The organism is Methylobacterium sp. D48H, assembly GCF_053345715.1.
The window spans coordinates 31,301-54,710 of record NZ_JBKFAP010000014.1 but is presented as its reverse complement, the minus strand read 5'-3'; the positions used below and the strand labels follow the sequence as shown (position 1 = coordinate 54,710).

The window sequence follows — 23,410 nt, the reverse complement described above, 5'->3', positions numbered from 1 at the left end:
AGGCGCGGATGTCCGAGACCACCACCCAGACCGCCGCGGGCGCGTTCGAGGCCGAGCAGAAGCGCTACCTCGAGGGTTTCGCCTCCGGCATCGCCGCCGTCCGCCTGACCGGCGGCCTCGCCGCGGGCGGGGCGGGGGCGGCCGCGCCGCCGGCCGAGCCGACGGGCCCGGACGCGATCCACATCAAGGCGCAGGACCGGACCGTCAAGGACGGCGGCAAGCTCTGCGACCAGGAGAAATGGAAGCGCGCCGAGAACCCGTTCGACGGCCACAACCGCCTCATCCGGGAGGCCGCCGCCGGCAAGCAGCCGAAGCCGGAGGACAATTTCCGCTGGCGCTACCACGGGATGTTCTGGGTGGCGCCGAACCAGGTCTCGTACATGTGCCGGCTGCGGATCCCGAACGGGATCCTGCACCACTGGCAGTTCGCCGGCATCGCCGACCTCGCCGACCAGCACGGCGGCGGCTACGTCCACGTGACCACCCGGGCGAACCTGCAGGTGCGGGAGATCGATCCCGAGCACGCCCAGCCCTTCCTCGACGGGCTCACCGATATCGGCCTCACGGCCCGGGGGGCGGGCGCCGACAACATCCGCAACGTCACCGGCTCCTCGACCGCCGGCATCGACGCCCAGGAGCTTCTGGACACGCGCCCGCTCGCCAAGTCCTGGCACAACTGGATCCTGAACGACCGCTCGCTCTACGGCCTGCCGCGCAAGTTCAACGTCGCCTTCGACGGCAGCGGCGTGATGCCGACCCTGGAGGAGACCAACGACATCGGCTTCCAGGCCGTGGAAGTGCTGGACGGCGCCGCCGTGCCGCCCGGCATCTACATGCGCCTCGTGCTCGGCGGCATCTCGGGCCACCGGGACCTCGCCCGCGACACCGGCATCGTGCTGAAGCCGGAGGACTGCAACGCTGTCGCCGACGCGATCATCCGGGTGTTCATCGAGAACGGCGACCGGACGAACCGCAACAAGAGCCGGATGAAGTACGTCCTCGACGCCTGGGGCTTCGACAAGTACCTCGCGGCCGTCGAGGACAAGCTCGGCCGCAAGCTCGACCGGGTCGCCCCGGAGCACGTCGCGCCGCGGAAGGCCACCGACCGGTTCGCCCATGTCGGCGTCCACGCCCAGAAGCAGCCCGGCCTCAACTGGATCGGCGTGGTCCTTCCGGTCGGCAAGATGACCAGCGATCAGGTCCGGGCGCTCGCCAAGATCGCCGCCGAGTGCGGCGATGGCCAGATCCGCCTCACCGTCTGGCAGAACTTCATCTTCTCCGGGGTTCCGGACGCGAAGGTCGCCGAGGTTGAGCAGCGGGTGCTCGATCTCGGCCTCACCACCAAGGCGGCGGGCATCCGCTCCGGTCTCGTGGCCTGCACGGGGGCGAAGGGCTGCAAGTTCGCGGCCTCCGACACCAAGGGCCACGCGCTGATCATCGCCGACCACGTCGAGACGGCCCTGCCGAACCTCGACGTGCCGGTGAACGTCCATCTCACCGGCTGCCATCACAGCTGCGCCCAGCACTACATCGGCGATATCGGGCTGATCGGCGCCAAGGTCGTCGTCTCGGAGGAGGGCGACACCGTCGAGGGCTACGACGTCGTGGTCGGCGGCGGCTTCGCCGAGAACCCGAAGATCGGCACCGAGATCTGGAAGGCCGTGAAGGCCGAGGATGCGCCCGCCCGCGTCGAGGCGCTGCTGCGCGCCTACCTCGCCCTCCGCCAGGGCCCCGAGGAGAGCTTCCAGGCCTTCACCAGCCGCACCGGCGCGGAGGCGCTCCGCGACGCCGCCGAGGACCAGCCCGCCCTGAAGGCCGCCGCATGACCCAGCACGTCTCGCCCCCCCTCGTCCTGATCCCCGAGACCGCGCCCTTCAACGAGGACCAGCGCGCCTGGCTCTCGGGCTACTTCGCGGCCCTGCTCGGCCCCGCCGTCGCGGGCGCGACGGCGCTCGCGCCCGGCGAGGGCCCCGCGACCGGGCCGAAACTCGCCGACAACGACGACGCTCCCTGGCACGACCCGTCGATGCCGCTCGGCGACCGGATGGAGATGGCCAAGGACCGGCCCGAACCGCAGAAGCTGATGGCCGCCATGGCCCAGCAGGATTGCGGCCAGTGCGGCTACAACTGCGCCGACTACGCCAACGCCATCTTCCTCAAGAACGAGGCGCGCCTGAACCTTTGCCAGCCCGGCGGCAAAGAGACCCTGCGCATGCTCAAGAAGCTGGACGAGGAGTTCGGCGCCGCAGGCGGCGCCTCCGCGGCGCCGAAGGCGGAGGACGACGCCCCGAAGGCGGCGGCCGATCTCGGCCCGCTCGGCTACTGCCGCGAGAACCCGGTCGAGGCGCTGTTCCTGTCCCGCCGACGCCTCAACGATCCGGGCGGCGAGAAGGAGACGTGGCACATCGAGATCGGGCTCGACGGCACGCCGATCCAGTACGAGGTCGGCGACTCGCTGGGCCTGTTCCCCGCCAACGCCCCGGCACTGGTGGATGCCGTGATCGCGGAACTCGGCGCCCGGCCCGAGCGGGTGATCGGGGAAAGGACCCTGCGTGAGCACCTGCTGATCAACTACGCGCTCGGCGCGGCGCCCGACAATCTGTACCAGCTGCTGTCGCTGCTCACCTCCGGGGCGGCGCGCAAGAAGGCGCAGGCGCTCGCCTCCGGCGAGGATCCGGACGGCGACGCCGCCTATCTCGACGTGCTCGGCGCGCTCCACAAGTTCCCGGGCGCGCGGCCCGACGCCGAGGTCTTCCTGGAGGCCTTGGACGAGCTGCAGCCGCGGCTCTACTCGATCTCGTCCTCGCCCAAGATGGATGTCGGCCGCGTGTCGCTGACCGTGGACGCGGTGCGCTACAATCACCGCTCGCGGCTGCGGCTGGGCGTCGCCTCTACCCACCTGGGCGAGCGCCTGCCGGAGCAGACCAAGGTCAAGGTCTACCTCCAGAAGGCGCACGGCTTCGGGCTGCCGGCCGACCTGTCGAAGGACGTGATCATGTGCGGCCCCGGCACCGGCATCGCGCCGTTCCGGGCCTTCCTTCGCGAGCGCGCCGCCACGCGGGCGTCGGGCCGCAACTGGCTGTTCTACGGCCACCAGCGGCAGGCCTCGGACTTCTTCTACAAGGACGAGCTGAACAGCCTGAAGGACGACAAGGTGCTCACCCGCCTGTCCCTGGCCTGGTCGCGGGACGGGACGGAGAAGACCTACGTCCAGGACCGGATGCGCGAGAACGGCGCCGAGCTGTGGAAGTGGCTCGAGGGCGGCGCGCATTTCTACGTCTGCGGCGACGCCAAGCGCATGGCCAAGGACGTCGAGCGGGCGATCATCGACGTGGCGGCGCAGTTCGGCGGCAAGAGCCCCGAGGACGCGGTGGCCTATCTCGCCGCGCTCAAGAAGGCCGGGCGGTATCAGGCCGACGTGTACTGAACCGCAACTTGCTCTCCTCCCCTGGCGACCCCGGGCTTGCCCGGGATCGCTCGAGCCTGTGGGGAGGAGCCGGAGGTGGGGGTGGCGCAGGATGGGGCTCGGGCGGTGCCTTCTGCACCACCCCCACCCCTGACCCCTCCCCACAGGGGGGAGGGGAACGGCGGCGCGAAGCTTGCTCCCGCCCAGGACGACCCTGCGAGGATTGAGCCATGACCCAGCCAGTGGCGGCGCCGACGGTGCGGACCACCTGCCCCTATTGCGGGGTCGGGTGCGGCGTGCTCGCGACCCCGGACGGGCAGGGCGGCGCCACCATCGCGGGCGATTCCGAGCACCCGGCCAATTTCGGCCGCCTGTGCTCGAAGGGCTCGGCGCTGGGCGAGACCCTGTCGCTCGAGAACCGCCTGCTCCACCCGCAGGTCGACGGCGCCCAGGTCTCGTGGGATGCCGCGCTCGACACGGTCGCGGGCAAGCTCCGCGCGGTGGCGGACGAGCACGGGCCGGACGCGATCGCCTTCTACCTCTCGGGCCAGCTCCTCACCGAGGATTACTACGTCGCCAACAAGCTCGCGAAGGGCTTCATCGGCACGCCGCACGTGGACACCAACTCGCGCCTCTGCATGTCGAGCGCGGTCGCGGCCCACCGCCGGGCCTTCGGCTCCGACACGGTCCCGGGCTGCTACGAGGATCTCGACGAGGCCGACCTGATCGTGCTGGTCGGCTCCAACACCGCGTGGTGCCACCCGGTCCTGTTCCGCCGCATGGCCGACGCCAAGGAGCGCCGCGGCACCAAGTTCGTGGTCATCGACCCGCGCCGGACCCAGACCGCGCAGGAATGCGACCTGTTCCTCGGCATCCGGCCGGGCACCGACACCGCCCTGTTCTCGGGCCTGCTGGTCTACCTGTCGGACAACGGTTTCCGCGACCGCGCCTTCATCGATTCCCACACGGCCGGCCTCGACGGCGCCCTCGACCGCGCCCGCCAGATCGCGCCGGACCTCGCGGCTGTCGCCGGCGTCACCGGCGTGACCGAGGCCGACATCGCGGCCTTCTACGCCCTGTTCGCCGGCACCCGCCGGGTGGTCACGGCCTTCTCGCAGGGGGTGAACCAGTCGGCGCAGGGGACCGACAAGGGCAACAGCATCATCAACTGCCACCTCGTCACCGGCCGGATCGGCGAGACCGGGATGGGGCCGTTCTCGCTGACCGGCCAGCCGAACGCCATGGGCGGGCGCGAGGTCGGGGGGCTCGCCAACATGCTGGCCGCCCACATGCACTTCACCCCCGAGGAGGTGGACCGGGTGCGCCGCTACTGGGGCGCCCCGCGGATCATCACCGGCGAGGGCATGAAGGCGGTGGCCCTGTTCGAGGCGATCGGCCGGGGCAAGATCAAGGCGCTGTGGGTGATGGGCACCAACCCGCTGGTCTCGATGCCGCGGGCCGACGCGATCCGGGACTCGCTCGCCGGCCTCGACCTCTACGTGGTGTCCGAGGCGGTGGCGGATTCCGACACCGCGCGGGGGCGGGCCAGGACCACCGTGCTTCTCCCCGCCCAGGCCTGGGGCGAGAAGGACGGCACGGTCACCAATTCCGAGCGCCGGATCTCGCGCCAGCGCCGCTTCCTCGCGAGCCCCGGCGAGGCCAGGCCGGACTGGGCGGCGCTGGCGGATGTCGGGCGCCGCCTCGGCCACGGCCGGGCCTTCGCGTTCGATTCCGCCGCCGCGATCTTCCGCGAGCATGCCGGGCTCTCGGCCTACGAGAACAACGGCACCCGCGATTTCGACCTCGGCGCGCTCGCGGACATCGGCGACACCGCCTACGAGGCGGCCCTGCCGGTGCAGTGGCCGATCCCGAAGCGATCCGGCTTCCGGGGCGCCCCGCAGGGGAAGGCGAGGCTGTTCGGCGACGGCCGGTTCTACACCTTCGACCGGCGCGCCCGCTTCGTCGCGGTGCAGCCGCCGGCCCTCGCGCTCGCGGCCTCGGCGGCGTTCCCGATCATGCTCAACACCGGCCGGGTCCGCGACCACTGGCACACGATGACGCGCACCGGGAAGAGCCAGCGGCTCTCCGCGCACCGGGCCGTGCCGTTCGTCGAGGTCCATCCGGACGACGCGGCGGTCCACGGCCTCGCGGAGGGCGACATCGCCCGGCTCACGACCGCGCACGGCGCAGCCGAGCTGGAGGTGACGGTCACCGACACGGTGGTGCCAGGCAGCCTGTTCATGCCGATGCACTGGGGCGGCGCCTTCGCGTCGCGAGCCCGGGTCGGCGCGCTGGTGCGGGGCATGACCGACCCGGTCTCGGGTCAGCCCGAGCTCAAGGCGACCCCCGCGGCGATCGAGTCCGTCGGCTACCGCGCCCGCGGCTTCCTGCTGACGCGCCGACAGGTGGCGCTGCCCGAGGGCTGGTGGTGGGCACGCGCCGCGATCACCGGCGGCTGGGGCGCGCAGTTCGCCACCGCCGACAGCTCCCGCGCCGTGGCGCTGATGGTGCGCGGGCTGATCCAGAGCGAGGCGCTGCCGGGCGGCGAGCTGGCGGAATACGCCGACCACGCCCGCGATCGCTACCGCTGCGCGGTCTACGACGGCGACCGCCTCGTCGCCTGCCTCGCCTACGCCCCCGCCGCCGAGCGGCCGGACTGGGAGGCCGCCAAGGTCCTGTTCGCCGCCGAGGCGCCCGACGCCGCCGAGCGGCGGGCGCTGCTCTCGGGCCGCGCGGCGACCGCCTCGGCGGGTCCGGTGGTCTGCGCCTGTCACGGCGTCGGCGCGGACATTATCGCCGCGACCATCGCCGGAGGCGCCGGCTCCGTGGAGGCGGTGGGTGCCGCCTGCAAGGCCGGGACGAATTGCGGCTCGTGCATACCGGAGATCCGCAAGATGCTGGCCGGGCAGACCGCATGCGCCGCGTGATTTTCTGATACACTCGCCGGCGAGGATGGATCGGCTTCTCCTGTCAGATCACCTCATCCTGAGGTGCCCGCGTCGGCGGTCCTCGAAGAAGAGCTCCAGGGATCGCGGCCGACTGGAGCCTCCTTCGAGGCCTCCGCTGCGGTACCCGAGGATGAGGGGGCAGTCGGGACCGGCCGGATCAGGACGATTCAGGACAGGCCCGTGACCGAGACCCCCCTGCGCGCAGCCCGCGCCCCCCGCGAGACCAAGGCCGCTGGCCTGGAGCCGCTGGCGGTGCTGCCCGTCTTCGTCCCCCTGCGCGGCAAGCGGGTGGTGCTCGCCGGCTCGTCCGGCGGCGCCCCCTGGAAGGTGAAGGTGCTGGCCGCCGCCGGCGCCCATGTCGACGTCTACGCGCCCGAGCCCGGCGAGGAACTGCGCGCCGTGCCGGGCGAGATCGTCGACGGGCAGGTGGTCCTGCACGAACGCCCCTGGAGCCCGGACGATCTCTGGAGCGCGGCCTTCTGCATCGGCGCGATGGAGGACGAGGCCGAGTGCGTCGCCTTCGTGGCGGCCGCCCGCGGCGCCGGCGCCATCGTCAACGCGGTGGACCGGCCACACCTCTGCGACGTGAAGTTCGGCGCCATCGTCAACCGCTCGCCGCTCGTGGTCGGCATCTCGACCGAGGGCGCGGCCCCGGTCTTCGGGCAGACCGTGCGCGCCCGGATCGAGGCGATGCTGCCCCGCGGGTTCAGTCGCTGGGTCGCGGCCGCCCGCGACTGGCGCGACGGCGTCACGGCCCGCTTCCACGGCTTCGCCGACCGGCGGTTCTTCTGGGAGCGCTTCACCGACCGGGCCTTCGCGGAGCCCGACCGGGCGCCGTCGGACCGGGATCTCGCCGAGCTGCTCGGCGAGACCGAGACCGCCCCGAAGGGCGGCGCCGTGACGCTGGTCGGGGCCGGCCCCGGCGACGCGGAGCTGCTCACGCTCAAGGCGCTGCGGGCGCTGCGCAACGCCGACGTCATCCTCTACGACGACCTCGTCGCGCCCGAGATCCTGGACTACGCCCGCCGCGAGGCCCGCACCATGCTGGTGGGCAAGACCGGCCACGGCCCGTCCTGCCGCCAGGACGACATCAACGCGCTGATGGTGCAGCTCGCCCGCTCCGGCAAGCAGGTGGTGCGGTTGAAATCCGGCGACCCGCTGGTCTTCGGCCGGGCCGGCGAGGAGATCGAGGCCTGCCGGGCCGCCGGCATCCCGGTGACCGTGGTGCCGGGCGTCTCGGCCGCGCAGGGTGCGGCGGCGTCCCTCGGCCTGTCCCTGACCCATCGCGACGCCGCGCGCCGGCTCCAGTTCGTCACCGGCCACGACCGCCGCGGGGCGCTGCCGGACGACCTGAACTGGGGCGCTCTCGCCGATCCGAGCGTCACCACGGTCGTCTACATGCCGAAGCGGACCCTGCGGGCCTTGCTGGCGCGCGCCGTGGAGGAGGGGCTGGCGCCCACGACGCCGGCGCTGCTGGTGTTCAACGCCACCCGCCCGAACCAGCAGGCCCTGCGCGGCACGGCCGCCGACCTCGCCGACCGGGTCGAGGCGGCGGGCCTCGACGGTCCGGCGCTGCTGATGGTGGGCGAGGCCTTCTCGGAGATGCGGGGCGCGCTCCCGGCCCAGGCGGAGCAGGCCCGCGTGGCGGTCTGAGGCCGCTGGCACGGGCGCGGCGGGGGAGCTGAAGATCAGCGGCTCCGGCGCGTCCGGCTGATCCGGATCAGGTCTCGCCGGCCACGAAGGCGCGCATCAGGTAGTTGGCGATCGCCATGGGCGGCGGCGCCAGGATCCCCTCGGGATGCGTTCCCGCCAGCATGGCCGCGACGTCGGCCCGGCTGAACCAGCGCGCATCCTCCAGCTCGCTGGGATCGGTCACGATAACCTCGTCGAGCGCCTCGGCGGCGCAACCCATCATCAGCGATGACGGGAACGGCCAGGGCTGCGACGTCCGGTAGGTGACGGCGCCGACGCGGATCTGCGTCTCCTCGAACACCTCGCGGCGCACCGCGTCCTCGATCGTCTCGCCGGGCTCCAGGAAGCCCGCGAGGCAGGAATACATGTGCGGCCGGAAATGCGGACCCCGGCCGAGCAGGCAGGTGTCGCCCCGGCGCACCAGCATGATCACCACCGGGTCGACCCGGGGGAAATGGTGGGCGCTGCAACTCGGGCATTCCCGGCGGAAGCCGCCGGCCTTCGAGACGGTGGCGGTGCCGCAATTGGCGCAGAAGCCGTGGCGGGCGTGCCAGTCGAGCATGGACTTGGCCACGGCGAGCAGGCCGAGCTCCTCGGCCTCCACGGCGGAGTCGGTGGCGATCGACCTCAGGTCGAGGGTACGGGTCGGCCCCTCGGAGAAGCGCTCCGCGGCCTCGGCCGGCGCGGCGGCGGCGAAGACGGGCTGCCCGTCCCGGTGCCCGAGGAAGATGCGCATCTCGCCGGCGAGGTCCGCCGCCTCCGCGACCGCGATCAGTGCGGTCTCCCCGCGCAGCACGATCCGGTCGCCGCAGATCAGCACGAGGCGGGCTTCGGGCGTGTCGAAGGCGGGCACCGCCTCCTCGGGCTGCTCGGCCGAGTGCCGGTCGAGGCGGTTTCGGACGAAGCCGAGGGTGTCGCGGGGATCGGTCATGCGAGGGTCAGGCCGCGGAGAAGAGGGCGCCGGCGCGCTCGAGGAGCTGGGCGCGGGCGTGGGGCGGGTAGGGCTTGCGGGTCTCGAACCCCCAGACCGGCCCCGGCCAGGCGGGATCCGACCGGAAGCGGCCGACCACGTGGACGTGGAGCTGCGACACTACGTTGCCCAGGGCGCCGACATTCACCTTGTCGGGCTTGGACAGGGCCTGCATCACCCCCGTGGTGAGGCGGATCTCCTTCCAGAGCGCCGCGGCATCGGTCTCGGAGAGGTCGGTGATCTCGGTTAGGTTCGGGCGGCGCGGCACTAGGATCAGCCACGGGAACCGGGCATCGTCCATCAGCAGCACGCGGCACAGGGCGAGGTCGCCCACTTCGGCGGTGTCAGCCGACAGGCGCGGGTCGAGGGTGAAGGCGGGCTCGGTCATCGCCGACCGGTGTAGTGCAGCTTCCGCGTCGGCGCGCGGGTTTGCTGCGCCGTCGGTGACGCAGCGGCCCGATCGGCTCAGAGACCCGGCACGACGCCCTGGCGGCCCACCGCGATCGTCCCCGCCATCAGCCCGCCGGCCTCGTCCGGGCGCGCGAAGATCGTCACGGCGGCGCCCCGCTGGAGCATCGCCTTCTCACCAGGCGAGAACTGCGTCACCGGCGTGTCGTCGGGGATCGCGAAGGACGATTGGCCGCCGTTATAGGCGAGGGTCAGACGCATCGGCGCGCCCCGCTGCACGTCGGCCACCCAGCCGGCGGTGAGGCGCGCGCCCTGCGCGGTGTCCCAGGGCTGGCTGCCGGCCTCGAACCCGCGCTCGGACGGAGAGTACAGGGTCACGGCGGTCGCCTGCCGCGGCTCGGAATCGGACGCACCGAGGACGCTGACGTAGCTCTCCGGCTTGATCGCCCGCAGGCTGGCGCCGTTCACCGCGTAGATGCGGGTCCGGGGGCCCATCCGCACGGCCAGGGTGCTGCCGCTGGTGCGGCGGATCTCCACGCGCTCCGAATCGGCCTGGACCACGGTGCCGCGGAACCGGACGGTCGCCGGCTCAGCGCGGGCGGCGGGGATGGTCGCGATCGCCAGAAGGCCGGCGAGGAAGAGACGTCTCACGGGGCTCTTCACGGGGCTCCTTTCCGAGCGTGTGGACAATCGGTGTGCCGTCCGGCTGCGGGACCCGAACGCCGGGGACCGGGCAGGGTTCCCGGCGCCGAAGGACGTGCGGTGCCGCAATCCGTCGGCCGGGCTCGCGGAGCGTTCAATGCGCCATCAGCACCGGCATGTCGGCGTGGGCGAGAACGTGGCTGGTGACGCCGCCGAAGATCATCTGGCGCAGGCGGCTCTGGGTGTAGGCGCCCTTGATGAGAAGATCGCAGCCGAACGCCTTCGCCTCCGCCAGAAAGGTCTCGCCGGGCACCCGCCGGCCGGCCGGCAGGGCCCGGTGCGACGCGTCCACGCCCTCGCAGGCCAGGGCCTGGGCGAGATCCTGCGCGGTCGGGCCCGGCACCATGCCGCCCTCGACGCTGAGCACGAGCACCCGCTCGGCCCGCCGCAGGAACGGCATCGCGAAAGCCACCGCCCGGGCGGTCTCGGTCGACCCGTTCCAGGCGATGACTACGGCGTCACCGAGGCTGGCCGGTGCCGTAGGCGGCGCCAGCAGGATCGGGCGGCCGCTCTCGAACAGGGCCGTCTCGAACGTGGTCATGCGCGGGGCGTTGTCGGTCGTGCCGGGGCGCCCGACCACCGTGGCCGAGAACAGCCGCGCGTACTGCCCGAGGAACGCGTCGCCGGTGGGGACGTCCTGTCGCCAGCGGTAGCGCGGTCCGGCATCCGGCACCCGGTCCGGTATGCAGAGCCCGTCGCGGGCGTGCCGCGGGATGCCGGCGCCGTCCATGAAGGCCACGAAGCGGCCGCCCGCCTCCTCGGCCTCGGCCCGGTCGGCCTCCTCGTCGCGCAGCCACGTCATGCCGCCGACCATGTCGACCGGCACGTACTCGGCTAGCGCCGGGCGCAGGGACACGCCCTCGATCAGACTGCCGAAGCGCGTGGCCGCCAGCCGGGTCGTCTCGAAGACGGAGGGCAGGGCGTCGTGCATCGCGACGGGTACGAGCAGGGTCTTCATGCTGGCCTCCTCCTCGGGCACGCGAGGCTAATCCGCCCGGCCGCGCGGTGGAACCGGGCCCGGCACGGCGCGCACACGCTTTTGCGGCGCGCCCGGATCGAGCCTGCTCCGGAGGACCCGGGTCAGGGGCCGCTCGACGAGGCGGTGGACCACGAGCGCGGCCGCGGCGCTGGCCGCGAGCATCAGCGCCATGCTGGCCCAGGGATGCAGGGCGGGGGCAAGGCCGAGCCGGAGCAGCCCCTCGCGCACGAGGCGCAGCGCGAACGGGTGCACGAGGTAGAGGGCGTAGGACGCGTCGCCGAGCGCGACGAGCCCGCGCACGGGGGACGGCAGCCGCGCGACCGCGGCCGCGTCGCGGGGCGGCCCGAGGGCGGCCGCCACCAGCAGGACGGCCGGCCCGCCGACGAGGAGCGGGCGCAGGAACCCGTCGGCCTCGCCGAGACCCGCGAGCACCCGCGCGGCCAGGATCAGCCCCAGCACGCCCAGCACCGCGAGCCCGACCCGCAGGGGGAGGGCCGGCCGGAACCCCGCGCCCCAGGCGAGGGCGAGACCGGCGCCGGCGGCGAATTCGAGTACGATCGGATCCGACCAGAAGCGCAGCGGCACCGGCAGGCCCGGCACGAGGGCGCCGACCGCCACGAGGACGGCCAAGCTCCCGCACAGCCACGCGACGGCGCCGCGCCGCCCGAAGCCGAGACCCGCGGCGAAGAGTGCGTAGAAGGCCGCCTCGTAGTTCAGGGTCCAGCCGAGGCCGTAGAGCGGCTGGACGGTGCCGTCGGGGCGGGCCGCCGGCCAGAACAGGAAGCTCGCCGCGAGGGCGACCGGGTCGCGCACCAGCGCGGCGGCCTCGCCCAGGAGGTCCGGCCGCGCGAGCGCCAGGACGAGGTAGAGCAGGCTCACCAGCCAGTAGAGGGGCACCACCCGGGCGACCCGGTGGGCGAGGAAGCGGGCGCGGCCGCCCGACCTGCCCGCGAGCCGGCCGCCGGCATGGACGATGACGAAGCCGGAGATCACGAAGAACAGGTCGACCCCGCCCCACCAGGGCAGCAGCGTCGCGGGATCGAGCGCCGGGCCGGCGCCCCGGTCAGCGAGGAGGCCCGCCTCGTGCCGCGCGTGGTGCCATGCCACCATGAGGGCGGCGGCGGCGCGGAGGATCTGGACGGCGACGACGATCACGGGCTGCCCGCGCGCGTCGCGCTTCGAGCCCTGCCCGGAGGTGCGGCCGGAAGGACCCACCCGCCGAGGCCACCGTCCCGGACGAGCGCGATAGGCATCCTGCGGGATCCACCGAGAGGGCACGCGCGCCGGATTAGATCCGCTCGGGAACCGTGTTGTCCGATGCGAAAACGGCAGGAACCATAAGCCGATAGCCTCGTTGACGGACCAATTCGCGAACCCGCCGGCTCCGAGTTGCCTGCGACGTCGTCTGCCGAGGCGTCCGTGCTGCACATGCGGCGTCCTTCCGCGGTTCGCGTGCCCATCTCGAACAGAGGTCCCGATGCTGAAGAACTACGCTGCCGCGTCCGCGCTCGTCCTGGCGCTGTCGACCCCGGCCATGGCCCAGAGCGCCAACGACTTCCGCATGCAGTCGATGCAGGCGAACGCCTTCGAGATCCAGTCCTCGCAGATCGCCCTGTCCAAGTCGCGCAACCCGCGCATCCGCTCCTACGCCCAGGAGGTGCTCCGTGACCACCGCGCCGCCAACGTCGCCCTGGCCGGCGGCCAGATGAACGGCGTCGCCGGCGATCCGGGCCTCGGTGGCCTGGTCACCGCCCCGATCGCGGTGGCGGGCAGCGCCGTGGGCGCCGGCGTCGGCGCGGCGACCGGCGTGGTCGGCGGCACCCTGGCGGGCGGCCCGGTCGGCGGCCTCGAGGGCGCGGGTGCCGGCGCGGCGCGCGGCGCCGCCGCGGGTGGCCAGATCGGCCGCGGCGACGTGATGGCGACCGGCGCCTCGACGATCGTCCCGCCGAACCCGGAGCAGCAGGCGATGCTGGCCCAGCTCTCGGCCGCCCCGGCCGGCGCCCGCTTCGACCGCCTGTACGCGTCGCAGCAGATCCAGGCCCATCAGATGACCATCGCGATGACCCAGGCCTACGCTCAGGGCGGCCCGAACCCGGCCCTGCGCAACTACGCCCAGCAGGCCCTGCCGGCCCTGCAGATGCACCTGCAGCAGGCCGAGCGTCTCCCGGGCGCCATGTAAGCGGCACGGACTTCGGCGGCCCGGCCTCGGCCGGGCCGAACGAGAAGGCGGCGGGCGCGAGCCCGCCGCCTTTCTCATGTCGATGGCTGTTCGAGCCAGGATGATCGCTGGCCGACCGCGGCGAACGACCTTCGCGGACGCGCCGCGCCGGCGCGTCCCAGCATCATCGGATCCGGGACCGGCCGACCGGCCCCGGATCTCAGCGCCCGCGCCGTGCGCTCACTCGCACGCGATGGCGGCGACGGAACGGACCGACTGGCCGGTCGTGTCGATCGGCGGCTTGAACTCGCCAGACTGCGGATCGCGCACCAGCAGGGAGCCGCTGGCCACGCCGAAATGCGCGCCGTGGATCTCGAGGCGGCCGTCGTCGACCCGCTCCTTCACGAACGGGAAGGTCAGCAGGTTCTCCATGCTCTGGACGACCACGGCGTGTTCCAGCTTGGTCAGGTAGTTCGGCGCGGCGGGATCGCCGGCCTTGTCCTCGGCCTGACCCACGAGCGAGACCCACTTGCCGATGAAGTCGCCGGGCGAGAGCGGCTTCGCCTTGTTGGCCCAGGCCTTGATGCCGCCGCAGGTGGCATGCCCGAGGACGACGATGTGCTTCACCTCCAGGGCCTGGACGGCGAATTCTAGGGCCGCCGAGGTGCCGTGATACTGGCCGTCCGGCTGGTAGACCGGCACGAGGTTGGCGACGTTGCGGATCGTGAACAGCTCGCCCGGGCCGGCATTGAAGATCGCGCTGGGCGAGACCCGGCTGTCGCAGCAGCTGATGACCAGGATCTCCGGATTCTGCGTCGAGGCGAGCTGCGCGAAGCGCCGACGCTCGGTCGGGAAGCGGTCGAGGAGGAAGGACCGGTAGCCTTCGGTCAGGTAGACGGGGAACATAAAGTCGTCTCCAGTTAGACAAATCCGCGACAGCGGGAGTGAAATCAAAGTCCTCGCCAAGCAAGAACGCGCGGCTGGGCCGGAATAGTCCCGCCCACGAGATCCGAGGCCAGATCCGCGAGGCCGGCCGGCTCCACGTGCTCACCGCTGGTGCGCAACTCGTCGAGCGGCCACCAGCGCGTCCCGATCAGCGGGTTGTCCTCGGTCTCGGCGAGCCGGCTCGTGTCGACGCGGTCGTCCGGAAGGCGGACGAGGAAGTAGCGCTCCCGGGCGTCCCGTGCCTGACGGAACAGGTGGAACGGGCCGTCGCAGGCCGCGACCTGCGGGCCGATCGCGGCGTCGCCCCGGCCGATCTCCTCCTCGAGTTCCCGCCGGCAGGCGGTGACGTGGTCCTCGCCGGGCTCAAGGCCGCCGCCGGGCATGAACCAGAACCGGAGCGGCGCCCCATCCGGCCCCCTCGCGTGGACCGACGTGTAGGCGATGAGCAGGATCCGGTCCCGCGGATCGAGGACGATCGCGCGGGCGATGTGTCGGACGGGCAGGGGGTTCGCGGCGCTCATGCAGCCAGAGCTAGAGCGCGCGCCGGGGACGGACACCGGCCGCGCGCGCGCCTGCGTGCAAAACAGCATGTTGCGGCCGTCGACGCGCCCGGCGGAGGTGCGGGGCGCCGGTTCAGGACGGCGGGCGGGGCGCCGGTGCCCAGATCACGACGGGGAGCCCGAAGGCGTCGCGCTCGGGCGGATCCGGCAGCGGCACGGCCTGTCCGAGGCTTATGTCGCGGGCCACCACGAGGGCGGCCAGCGCGTCGAGATGGTCGTCCTCCGGAACGCCCTTGACCCGGGACCCGATCAGCGCGTCCGGCAGGCCCGCCGCCGCGAGGAGCGCCCGCCGGAGGTCCAGCCCCTCGCGGGCGCGCCTGCCCTTCTTGGGCAGGCCGAGCGGCCGGCCGCCGTTGAGGGCGTGGAAGGCCACCTCGGGATGCACCTCGTGGACCCGCGCGCGCCCCTCCGGGCGCTCCCGCAGGAGCGTGTCGACCGCGCGGACGTAGCGGAAGATGTTGTAGCCCTGGATCGACGGCGCGAAGGGCGGGTCGCTCGCGGCCCGCGAGGCGGCCTTCGCAGCGGCGTAGTCGGGGGCGTAGACCGCGCTCCGCGGCGGCATCGGGAACACCGAGGCCCGCGCCGGCCCGAGCCGGGCGCGCGCGGCCCGGTCGGCGCCGCGACCGCCGCCGGTTATCCGGTCGGGCAGCCCGATTGGCACGTCGATCCCGACGATGCCGGGCCGCTCCGGCGCGTCGAGGAGCGCGGCGACGTCGGGGAACAGGGCGCAGCGGTGCCGGTCGGGGTCGTCGAGGTCGAGGAGCGCGCCCGCCCAGGCGCCACGGCAGCCGTCCAGTCCCGCGATCCAGCGCGCCATGCCATTCCCCCGCCGCGGTGCGTGCGGCCGCCGTTCCGGCCCGCGTTCTTGCCGGGATGCGCGCGGAAAGCTATCCGCGTCGCCGAGGGCGCCGCCGGCCCGGGAGAAGCGTGATGAGCGAGATCCGTCCCCGTCGCAGCGTGCTGGCGATGCCGGGCTCCAACGCCCGGGCGCTGGAGAAGGCGCGGTCGCTCCCCGCCGACGTGATCCTGATCGACCTCGAGGACGGCACCGCCCCCGCCGCGAAGGCGGCGGCCCGCGCCCAGGTCGCCGCCGCGGTCGCCGCGCGGGGCTTCGGCCCGCGCGAGGTCGTGGTCCGCATCAACCCGCCGGAGACCGAGGACGGCGAGGCCGACCTCGTGGCGCTCGCGCCGGCCGCCCCGGACGCGATCCTGGTGCCGAAGGTCCGGACCTCCGACGCGCTGATCGCCGTGGGCTCCCGCCTGCGCCGCCTCGGCGCGCCCCTGGCGACGCGGGTCTGGGCGATGATCGAGACGCCGATGGCGGTGGTGAACGCCGCTGAGATCGCGGGCGCGGCCCGGGACGTGGACGGCCGGCTCGGCGCCCTGGTGATCGGCCCGAACGACCTGCTGAAGGCCTCCCGGATCCGGCCGCCGGGGCGGGCTGCCCTGCTGCCCTGGCTGATGAACGTCCTGGCCGCCGCCCGGGCCTACGAGATCGAGGCGATCGACGGCGTGTTCACCGACCTCAAGGACGCGACCGGGTTCGAGGCCGAGTGCGCGCAGGGCCGCGACCTCGGCTTCGACGGCAAGATGCTGATCCACCCGAGCCAGATCGGCCCGGCCAACGCCGCCTTCGGGCCGGATGCCGAGGAGATCGCGCAGGCCCGCCGGCTGATGGACGTGTTCGACGCGCCGGAGAACCGCGAGCGCGGGGTCATCGCGGTAGACGGCAAGATGGTCGAGCGCCTCCACGTCGAGGCCGCCCGGCGGACGCTCGCCATGGCCGAGGCGATCGCGCGGATGACCGCGTGAGCGACCTGCCGGAGGTCGGGCTGCGGCTGCTCGACCCGCGCCTGCCGGGCTGGGGCTTCCCGCGCTGGGGTTCGTCGGGCTCGGCCGGCCTCGACCTGCACGCCTGCCTCGACGCGCCCCTGGAGTTGCAGCCTCAGGGGAAGGCGGTCCTGATCCCGGCGGGGGTCAGCGTGCTGATCCGCGATCCCGCCTGGTGCGGGCTGATCTTCCCGCGCTCGGGCCGCGGACACCGGGACGGTCTGGTGCTCGGCAATGGCACCGGCGTGATCGACGCGGATTACGAGGGTCCGCTGCTGGTCTCCGCCTGGAATCGCGACGCATCCGAGCCCGTGCGGATCGAGCCGGGCGAGCGGATCGCGCAGCTCGTCTTCACGCGGATCACGCGGCCGGCGCTGACTGTGCTGGAGGGCGCGCCCGGCCCCGGCTCGGAGCGGGGCGCCGGCGGGTTCGGGTCGAGCGGGCGCTAGCGCGCCCTCCGTCATCACGAGCGGAGCGAAGCGACCCAGGGCAGCGCGACATTGCCAAGCGTGGCGCTGCCTGGATTGCTTCGCTCCGCTCGCAAAGACGGCGCGGCCGACGCCATCAACCAGGACGCGGATGACGACAGGAGCTCGGCGCCGCCCCTCAGTCCAGCGTCTTGCCGAGCCGCCCGGCCAAGTCCTGGATGAACTGGAACGCGGTCCGGCCCGAGCGCGAGCCGCGGGTGGTGGCCCATTCCAGGGATTCGGCGCGCAGCTGGTCCGGCGCCACGGCGAGGCCGTAGCGGTCGGCGTAGGCGCGGATCATCGCCAGGTACTCGTCCTGGCTGCACTTGTGGAAGCCGAGCCAGAGGCCGAACCGGTCCGAGAGCGAGACCTTCTCCTCCACCGCCTCGCCGGGGTTGATGGCGGTCGAGCGCTCGTTCTCCACCATGTCGCGGGCGAGCAGGTGGCGGCGGTTCGATGTGGCGTAGAACAGCACGTTCCCCGGCCGCCCCTCGATGCCGCCGTCGAGCGCCGTCTTGAGCGACTTGTACGAGGTGTCGTCGGCGTCGAAGGAGAGGTCGTCGCAGTAGACGAGCCAGCGGTGCGGGTCCGGCCGCAGCAGGGCCATCAGGTCGGGCAGCGCCTCGATGTCCTCGCGGTGGATCTCGACGAGCTTCATCGGCAGGCTGCCGGCGGGCCGGCGGGCGTTGATCTCGGCGTGGGCCGCCTTGACCAGCGAGGATTTGCCCATGCCGCGGGCGCCCCACAGCAGGGCGTTGTTGGCCGGCAGGCCGCGGGCGAAGCGCTCGGTGTTCTCCACCAGGGTGTCGCGCGCCCGGTCGATGCCGGTGAGCAGCCCCATCTCCACCCGGGCCACCTGCGGCACCGGGGTCAGCCGGCGCTCGGGTCCCCATAGGAACGCGTCGGCGGCGTTCGGGTCGAAGGCCGGCGGGGTGGCGGGCGCGGACCGCTCCAGCGCGGTGGCGATGCGCTCCAGGAGCGGCATCAGGGTGTCGAGGGTCGCAAGGCTCGTCATCGGCTCGGGGGGTTCGCGTGCGGGTCGGTCAGGCGGCCGGTTCTACGGGGAAGATCCGGGGAAATCATCCGTATCCGGATGCATGGCGCGGTCCTCCCGAACGCGAACCGGGATCGAGCGTTGGTATACCCGGCCGGTCGCGCCGAAACGTCCTCCGGGGAGTATCGATGGAAGCGGAACCGACGATCCGGATCACCCAGGTCGCGGATTACGTCTTCACGGTCGATTTCAGCGCGGCCCTGCCGACGCTGCGCACCGACGAGGCGCCCCCGATCGGCGGCGGGACCGGGCCGTTCCCCGAGCAGCTCCTGATCTCCGGCGTCGCGAACTGCCTCTGCGCCAGCCTCGTCTTCGCCCTGGGCAAGTTCCGCCAGGACGCGCACGGCGTCGCGGCCGAGGCGTCCTGCCGGGTGGAGCGCAACGCCGAAGGGCGGCTGCGCGTCACCGGGATCGGCGTCCACATCCAGCTCGGCGCCGCCGCCGCCGACATGCCGCGGATCGACCGGGTGCTGGAGCAGTTCGAGCGGTTCTGCACCGTCTCGGAGAGCGTGAAGGCCGGGATCCCGGTCGCCGTGTCGGTGGCCGACCGCCACGGCACGCGCCTGAAATGACGCGCGTCGGGGAAAGATCGGCCGCCCGGCGCATTGCCGCAGCACCGAACGGCCGCGATGGCCGCAATGCCCGCAATGCCCGGAGTGAGGAGACGCCATGACGGACCAGACGCGAGAGCCCGCCCGCGCCCCCGAGGCGCTCGCCGCCCTGTTCAATCAGCGCGCCAATGCCGGCGACGTCGAGGGCCTCGTCGCCCTCTACGAGCCCGACGCGGTGCTGGCGGCGGGTCGCGTCGTCGCCACGGGCCACGCCGAGATCCGGACCTTCTACGCCGAACTGCTGGCGCGCAAATCCGACTTCCCGGCGCCGGAAACGCCACCGCCGCTGCGCAACGGCGCGCTGGCCATGACCTTCGCGCGGCTGCCCAACGGCGCGTTCTCGGTGGAGGTTGCCCGCGAACAGGCGGACGGCACGTGGCTCTGGGCAATCGACCAGCTGAAGCTCGCGCCGCCGAAGGGCTGACGGCCGGCTCGGACGCTCCCGCGCGCTTGTCCCACCGGACGCGATGCGGCAAAGCGGGACCCGCGCGCTCGACGCCGCGCAGAAGACCCGAGCCGACTCGATGCACGACATCCGCGCCATCCGGGAGAACCCGGACGCCTTCGACCGCGACCTCCAGCGCCGGGGCCTCGCGCCGCTCTCGGCCGAGCTGATCGCCCTCGACGAGGCGCGGAAATCGTCGGTCTCGGCCGCGCAGGCCAACCAGGAGCGGCGCAACGCGCTGGCCAAGGAGATCGGCGGCGCCAAGAAGGCCAAGGACGAGGAGCGCGCCGCCGCCCTGATGGCCGAGGTCGCGGCCCTGAAGGGCGCCGAGCCGCAGCTGAAGGCGGCGCAGGACGCGGCCGACAGGACCCTGGCAGACCGCCTCGCCGCGATCCCGAACCGGCCGAGCCCCGACGTCCCCGAGGGCGCGGACGAGCACGGCAACGTCCTCTACCGCAGCCACGCCGCGACCCGCGAGCGGCTGACCGAGGGCAAAGAGCATTTCGAGCTCGGCGAGGCCGCGGGCCTGATGGATTTCGAGGCGGCGGCCAAGCTGTCCGGCTCGCGCTTCGTGGTGCTGAAGGGCCAGCTCGCGCGGCTGGAGCGGGCGCTCGGTCAGTTCATGCTCGACCTGCACACGCAGGAGCACGGCTACCTGGAGGTGGCGCCGCCGGTGCTGGTGCGCGACGCCGCCATGTTCGGCACCGCGCAGCTGCCGAAGTTCGAGGACGACCAGTTCTCGGTCTTCAAGGGCCTCGATTACGTCAGGTCGCTGCAGGGGCAGGCGGGCGCGGATGCCGCGCCGGTCAGCGACGAGCATTTCTGGCTCGTGCCCACCGCCGAGGTGCCGCTGACGAACCTCGTGCGCGAGGCGATCCTGCGCGAGGAGGAGCTGCCCCTGCGCTTCACCGCGCTGACGCCCTGCTTCCGGGCCGAGGCCGGGGCGGCGGGGCGCGACACCCGCGGCATGCTGCGCCAGCACCAGTTCAGCAAGGTCGAGCTGGTCTCGATCACGACGCCGGAGGAATCCGCCAACGAGCACGAGCGGATGCTGACCAGCGCCGAGGCGGTCCTGAAGAAGCTGGATCTGCCCTACCGGGTGATGACGCTCTGCACCGGCGACATGGGCTTCGCCAGCCAGAAGACCTACGACATCGAGGTCTGGGTGCCGGGCCAGCGCACCCACCGCGAGATCTCGTCCTGCTCGGTCTGCGGCGACTTCCAGGCGCGGCGGATGAACGCCCGCTACCGGGGCAAGGACGGCAAGCCGGCCTATGTCCACACCCTCAACGGCTCGGGCGTCGCGGTCGGCCGCGCGCTCATCGCCGTGATGGAGAACTACCAGAACCCGGACGGGAGCATCACGCTCCCGTCGGTGCTCCACCCCTACATGGGCGGGCTCAACCGGATCGAGGGCACCCGCTGATGCGCATCCTGGTCACCAACGACGACGGCATCCACGCGCCGGGGCTCGCAACCCTGGAGGAGATCGCCCGGGAGCTCTCGGACGACGTCTGGGTCGTGGCGCCGGAGAGCGACCAGTCCGGCGTGTCGCACTCGCTCTCGCTCAACGACCCGCTGCGGCTGCGGCAGGTCTCGGAGCAGCGCTTCGCCGTGAAGGGCACGCCGTCGGACTGCGTGATCCTGGGCGTGCGCCACATCCTGGGCGATCACGGGCCTGACCTCGTCCTGTCGGGAGTCAACCGCGGCCAGAACGTCGCCGAGGACGTGACCTATTCGGGCACGATCGCGGCCGCCATGGAGGGGACGATCCTCGGCATCCGCTCCATCGCCATGAGCCAGGCCTACGGTGCGGGCGGGCGCGGCGCGCTCAAGTGGGACTGCGCCCGGACGCACGGCGCGAAGGTCGTCCGGAAGATCCTGGAGACCGGGATCGAGCCCGGCATCCTGATCAATGTGAACTTCCCGGACTGCGAACCGGCCGAGGTGCAGGGCGTCGCGGTGGCGGCGCAAGGCTTCCGCAACCAGGCGCTGCTGTCGATCGACGCGCGTGTCGACGGGCGCGGCAACCCGTATTTCTGGCTGGCCTTCGCCAAGGCCCGGTTCGAGCCGGGCCACGGCTCGGATCTCAAGGCCATCGCCGAGAAGCGGATCTCGGTGACGCCCCTGCGCCTCGACCTCACCGACGAGCCGACGCTGACGCGCTTCGCGCAGGCCTTCGCCGAGTGATCGAAAGGACGTCGATCGATCTGGGAAGCCTGGAGGAGGCTGCCGGCAACGCGGCCTTCGTGATGGCGCTCCGGGGTCGCGGCCTGCGGGACACCGCGGTGCTGCGGGCCATGGAGCAGGTCCCGCGAGACACCTTCGCGCCGCCGCCGCATCGGGAGCACGCGCGGCGCGACATCGCGCTGCCGCTGTCCTGCGGCGCCTCGATGACGGCGCCGTCGACGGTGGCGCTGATGCTGGCGCAGCTGCGGCTGGAGCCCGGCCAGCGCGTCCTGGAGATCGGCACCGGCTCGGGCTACGTGACCGCGCTGCTCGCCCAGCTGGGCGCCGGGGCGGTGCTCAGCCTGGAGCGCTACACATCGCTGGCCGGGGCGGCGACGCGGCGGCTCGCGGCCCTGTCCGAGGTGCACGTCGTCCGGGCGGACGGGCTGGCCCCGGACCTGCCGGACGGCGGCTTCGACCGGATCCTCGTCCACGGCAGCGTTCCCGCGATCCCATCGCACTGGCGCGCGGCCCTGGAACCGGGCGGACGGCTGGTGACGGGCCTGCGCGGCGACGGCGGCTGCCGGGTGGCGGTGCTGGCGACGCCGGAGGCCGTGCCGGAACTCGGCGCGCCGGTGCGCCTGGCAGCCCTGGTGCCGGGACTGGCGCAGGTGCTCTGACAGACCTCCGTCATCGCGCGCGGCGACGCGGGGCCGCGCGCCCTCCGCAGGCGTGGCGCCGCTGGATCGCCTCGCGGCGCTGGCGAAGGCACCGGAGTGGCGGCTAGCCCACCCGCCGCGCCGCCCACCACAGCCGCCACAGCCGGCGCCAGCGCGGCAGCTCGACGGGCGTGTTGAGCGGGTCGTAGGAGGCCCGCTCCATGGCGGCGAGGTAGGGCTCCACCAGGGCCGTGGGCAGGAAGGCGGCGCCCGCCGAGGGCGCGATGGTCGGGCGGGCCGCCTCGAAGGCCTTCAGGTGCTGCCGGGCGAGGGCGCGAAGGTCGGCGCAGGCCCGGCGCAGGCCCGGACCGCCGCGGCCCGTGACGATATCCTCGCGGGTGACGCCGTAGCGGCCGAGGATGTCGGCCGGCAGGTAGACTTGCCCCGCGCGGGCGTGCCAGGGCAGAGCGCGCAGGAGCCCGGTGATGCCGTACGCCACGCCGGCATGGCCGGCCGCGCCCGCGCCGCCCGGTTCGGTGCCGTTGCCGATCACGAGGCTCGCCAGCCGGAACAGCGCCGAGGCGGTCTCGCCGCAATAGCCCTCCAGGTCGTTCACCCGGGGCATCGGATCCTCGTAGAGGTCGAAGACGCGGGCGTCGATCAGGTCGACGAAGGGCTGGCGCCCGAGGCGGTTCACCCGGATCGCCTCCTCCAGGGCCGCCGCCACCGGGTTGGCGCGCACGTCGCCGCGCGCCTCGCCCTGCAGGGCGTCGCGCCACCATTGCAGGCGGATCTCGCCGGCCATCGGGTTCGAGACGGCCTCGCGCACCCGCGCGATGGTCAACGAGAAGGCGTAGAGGGCGAAGAGGTGCGGGCGGGCGGCGGCCGGGGCGAACAGGGTCGCGTAGTAGCGGTCCGGGTCGCCGGCCCGCACGAGGCCCTCGCAGTGGGACTGCGCGAAGGCGAGCCCTGTCTCGGCGGTCTGGCCGTCGACCTCCGGCATCAGGCCACCGCGATCAGCGCGGCGGCGACCTTGCGGTTCTCGGCCACCAGGATGTTGTAGGTCCGGGCGGCGGCGCCGGTCTGCATCACGTCGAGGCCTACGCCGAGATCCTTCAGCCAGCCCCGGAGCGCGGGATCGATCGCCGCGATGTCGAGGCCGGTCCCGACGAGCAGCAGCTCGATGCCGCCGGCCTCGGCCTGGACCGGGCGCAGGGCCGTGCGGTCGATGGCCCGCGGCTCCGTCACGTCCCAGGCGCGGACCCCGGAGGGCAGCAGCAGGATCGAGCCGCGATGCGACATCCCGGCGAAGCGGAAGCCGCCGTTGCCGTAGGTGTCGATGATGTGCCGCCCCGGCACGAAGCCGGAGTCGAAATTCTTCGGACTTGGCTGATCGGCCATCTGGGA

At 73.1% G+C, this 23,410-nt stretch carries 23 protein-coding genes; 12 read left to right on the top strand and 11 right to left on the bottom strand.

What is annotated here, in order from left to right; genetic code table 11:
• Window positions 1-8 precede the first annotated feature (8 nt).
• The 4 genes from ACLBX8_RS20720 to cysG all read left to right on the top strand — a co-directional run bounded on the left by ACLBX8_RS20720 (window position 9) and on the right by cysG (window position 8,007).
• Window positions 9-1,826: a NirA family protein gene (locus tag ACLBX8_RS20720; RefSeq protein WP_447715684.1), complete on the top strand. Its 1,818-nt coding sequence runs from the start codon at window positions 9-11 to the stop codon at window positions 1,824-1,826.
• The gene (locus ACLBX8_RS20715) at window positions 1,823-3,427 is read left to right on the top strand and encodes a sulfite reductase subunit alpha (protein WP_447715683.1); all 1,605 of its coding nucleotides are present in this window, start codon (window positions 1,823-1,825) and stop codon (window positions 3,425-3,427) included. Before ACLBX8_RS20720 ends, ACLBX8_RS20715 begins: the two co-directional genes overlap by 4 nt.
• Before the next feature lie 209 nt (window positions 3,428-3,636).
• Window positions 3,637-6,333 (top strand): nitrate reductase, encoded by a 2,697-nt coding sequence (locus tag ACLBX8_RS20710; protein ID WP_447715682.1) that lies wholly within the window; start codon window positions 3,637-3,639, stop codon window positions 6,331-6,333.
• 201 nt (window positions 6,334-6,534) lie between these two features.
• Window positions 6,535-8,007, top strand: a complete 1,473-nt coding sequence (gene cysG, locus ACLBX8_RS20705) for a siroheme synthase CysG (protein WP_447715681.1) — start codon at window positions 6,535-6,537, stop codon at window positions 8,005-8,007.
• Window positions 8,008-8,074: 67 nt separating this feature from the next.
• Here cysG and nudC read toward each other — a convergent pair whose 3' ends face one another.
• From nudC to ACLBX8_RS20680, 5 genes are all read right to left on the bottom strand, one after another.
• Entirely contained in the window at window positions 8,075-8,977 is a 903-nt protein-coding gene (nudC, locus tag ACLBX8_RS20700) for an NAD(+) diphosphatase (RefSeq protein WP_100252422.1), read from the bottom strand.
• 7 nt (window positions 8,978-8,984) lie between these two features.
• Window positions 8,985-9,404 (bottom strand): HIT domain-containing protein, encoded by a 420-nt coding sequence (locus ACLBX8_RS20695; protein ID WP_020094188.1) that lies wholly within the window; start codon window positions 9,402-9,404, stop codon window positions 8,985-8,987.
• A 77-nt stretch (window positions 9,405-9,481) separates the two neighbouring features.
• On the bottom strand, window positions 9,482-10,075 hold the full coding sequence (locus ACLBX8_RS20690) for a hypothetical protein (RefSeq protein ID WP_244539963.1): 594 nt from the start codon (window positions 10,073-10,075) through the stop codon (window positions 9,482-9,484).
• Between the two features lie 145 nt (window positions 10,076-10,220).
• Window positions 10,221-11,084, bottom strand: a complete 864-nt coding sequence (locus tag ACLBX8_RS20685) for a universal stress protein (protein WP_020094190.1) — start codon at window positions 11,082-11,084, stop codon at window positions 10,221-10,223.
• A 27-nt stretch (window positions 11,085-11,111) separates the two neighbouring features.
• Entirely contained in the window at window positions 11,112-12,260 is a 1,149-nt protein-coding gene (locus tag ACLBX8_RS20680; protein ID WP_447715705.1) for an acyltransferase family protein, read from the bottom strand.
• 322 nt (window positions 12,261-12,582) lie between these two features.
• On the opposite strand from ACLBX8_RS20680, the gene ACLBX8_RS20675 reads away from it, so the two are divergent.
• Window positions 12,583-13,284: a DUF4142 domain-containing protein gene (locus tag ACLBX8_RS20675; RefSeq protein WP_020094192.1), complete on the top strand. Its 702-nt coding sequence runs from the start codon at window positions 12,583-12,585 to the stop codon at window positions 13,282-13,284.
• 219 nt (window positions 13,285-13,503) lie between these two features.
• Here ACLBX8_RS20675 and ACLBX8_RS20670 read toward each other — a convergent pair whose 3' ends face one another.
• The 3 genes from ACLBX8_RS20670 to ACLBX8_RS20660 form a co-directional block, all read right to left on the bottom strand.
• On the bottom strand, window positions 13,504-14,169 hold the full coding sequence (locus tag ACLBX8_RS20670; RefSeq protein ID WP_020094193.1) for a carbonic anhydrase: 666 nt from the start codon (window positions 14,167-14,169) through the stop codon (window positions 13,504-13,506).
• A 44-nt stretch (window positions 14,170-14,213) separates the two neighbouring features.
• Window positions 14,214-14,729, bottom strand: coding sequence for an NUDIX hydrolase (locus tag ACLBX8_RS20665; RefSeq protein WP_447699668.1), 516 nt, complete (start codon window positions 14,727-14,729; stop codon window positions 14,214-14,216).
• Between the two features lie 112 nt (window positions 14,730-14,841).
• Entirely contained in the window at window positions 14,842-15,585 is a 744-nt protein-coding gene (locus ACLBX8_RS20660) for a DUF429 domain-containing protein (RefSeq protein ID WP_447699669.1), read from the bottom strand.
• A gap of 113 nt (window positions 15,586-15,698) precedes the next feature.
• On the opposite strand from ACLBX8_RS20660, the gene ACLBX8_RS20655 reads away from it, so the two are divergent.
• Both ACLBX8_RS20655 and dut read left to right on the top strand, forming a co-directional pair.
• Window positions 15,699-16,580 carry an HpcH/HpaI aldolase/citrate lyase family protein gene (locus ACLBX8_RS20655; RefSeq protein WP_447699670.1) on the top strand — a complete coding sequence of 294 codons (882 nt, stop codon included), beginning with the start codon at window positions 15,699-15,701 and terminating at the stop codon, window positions 16,578-16,580.
• On the top strand, window positions 16,577-17,047 hold the full coding sequence (gene dut / locus ACLBX8_RS20650) for a dUTP diphosphatase (RefSeq protein ID WP_447699671.1): 471 nt from the start codon (window positions 16,577-16,579) through the stop codon (window positions 17,045-17,047). Before ACLBX8_RS20655 ends, dut begins: the two co-directional genes overlap by 4 nt.
• Before the next feature lie 157 nt (window positions 17,048-17,204).
• Here dut and ACLBX8_RS20645 read toward each other — a convergent pair whose 3' ends face one another.
• On the bottom strand, window positions 17,205-18,080 hold the full coding sequence (locus ACLBX8_RS20645) for an ATP-binding protein (protein ID WP_447699672.1): 876 nt from the start codon (window positions 18,078-18,080) through the stop codon (window positions 17,205-17,207).
• A 167-nt stretch (window positions 18,081-18,247) separates the two neighbouring features.
• Between ACLBX8_RS20645 and ACLBX8_RS20640 the strand changes: the two genes are divergently transcribed.
• The 5 genes from ACLBX8_RS20640 (at window position 18,248) to ACLBX8_RS20620 (ending at window position 22,024) form a co-directional block, all read left to right on the top strand.
• Entirely contained in the window at window positions 18,248-18,691 is a 444-nt protein-coding gene (locus tag ACLBX8_RS20640) for an OsmC family protein (RefSeq protein ID WP_447699673.1), read from the top strand.
• Between the two features lie 97 nt (window positions 18,692-18,788).
• The gene (locus tag ACLBX8_RS20635; protein ID WP_447699674.1) at window positions 18,789-19,154 is read left to right on the top strand and encodes a YybH family protein; all 366 of its coding nucleotides are present in this window, start codon (window positions 18,789-18,791) and stop codon (window positions 19,152-19,154) included.
• 100 nt (window positions 19,155-19,254) lie between these two features.
• Window positions 19,255-20,601, top strand: a complete 1,347-nt coding sequence (gene serS, locus ACLBX8_RS20630; protein ID WP_447699675.1) for a serine--tRNA ligase — start codon at window positions 19,255-19,257, stop codon at window positions 20,599-20,601.
• Window positions 20,601-21,365: a 5'/3'-nucleotidase SurE gene (gene surE, locus ACLBX8_RS20625; RefSeq protein WP_447699676.1), complete on the top strand. Its 765-nt coding sequence runs from the start codon at window positions 20,601-20,603 to the stop codon at window positions 21,363-21,365. Before serS ends, surE begins: the two co-directional genes overlap by 1 nt.
• A 62-nt stretch (window positions 21,366-21,427) precedes the next feature.
• Window positions 21,428-22,024 (top strand): protein-L-isoaspartate O-methyltransferase family protein, encoded by a 597-nt coding sequence (locus ACLBX8_RS20620; protein WP_447699700.1) that lies wholly within the window; start codon window positions 21,428-21,430, stop codon window positions 22,022-22,024.
• Window positions 22,025-22,127: 103 nt separating this feature from the next.
• On the opposite strand, the gene ACLBX8_RS20615 is transcribed toward ACLBX8_RS20620, so the two are convergent.
• Window positions 22,128-23,006: a phytoene/squalene synthase family protein gene (locus tag ACLBX8_RS20615; protein WP_331298895.1), complete on the bottom strand. Its 879-nt coding sequence runs from the start codon at window positions 23,004-23,006 to the stop codon at window positions 22,128-22,130.
• On the bottom strand, window positions 23,006-23,404 hold the full coding sequence (locus ACLBX8_RS20610) for an Mth938-like domain-containing protein (RefSeq protein ID WP_056533929.1): 399 nt from the start codon (window positions 23,402-23,404) through the stop codon (window positions 23,006-23,008). The genes ACLBX8_RS20615 and ACLBX8_RS20610 overlap by 1 nt, the downstream gene beginning before the upstream one ends.
• Between the last annotated feature and the right edge of the window lie 6 nt (window positions 23,405-23,410).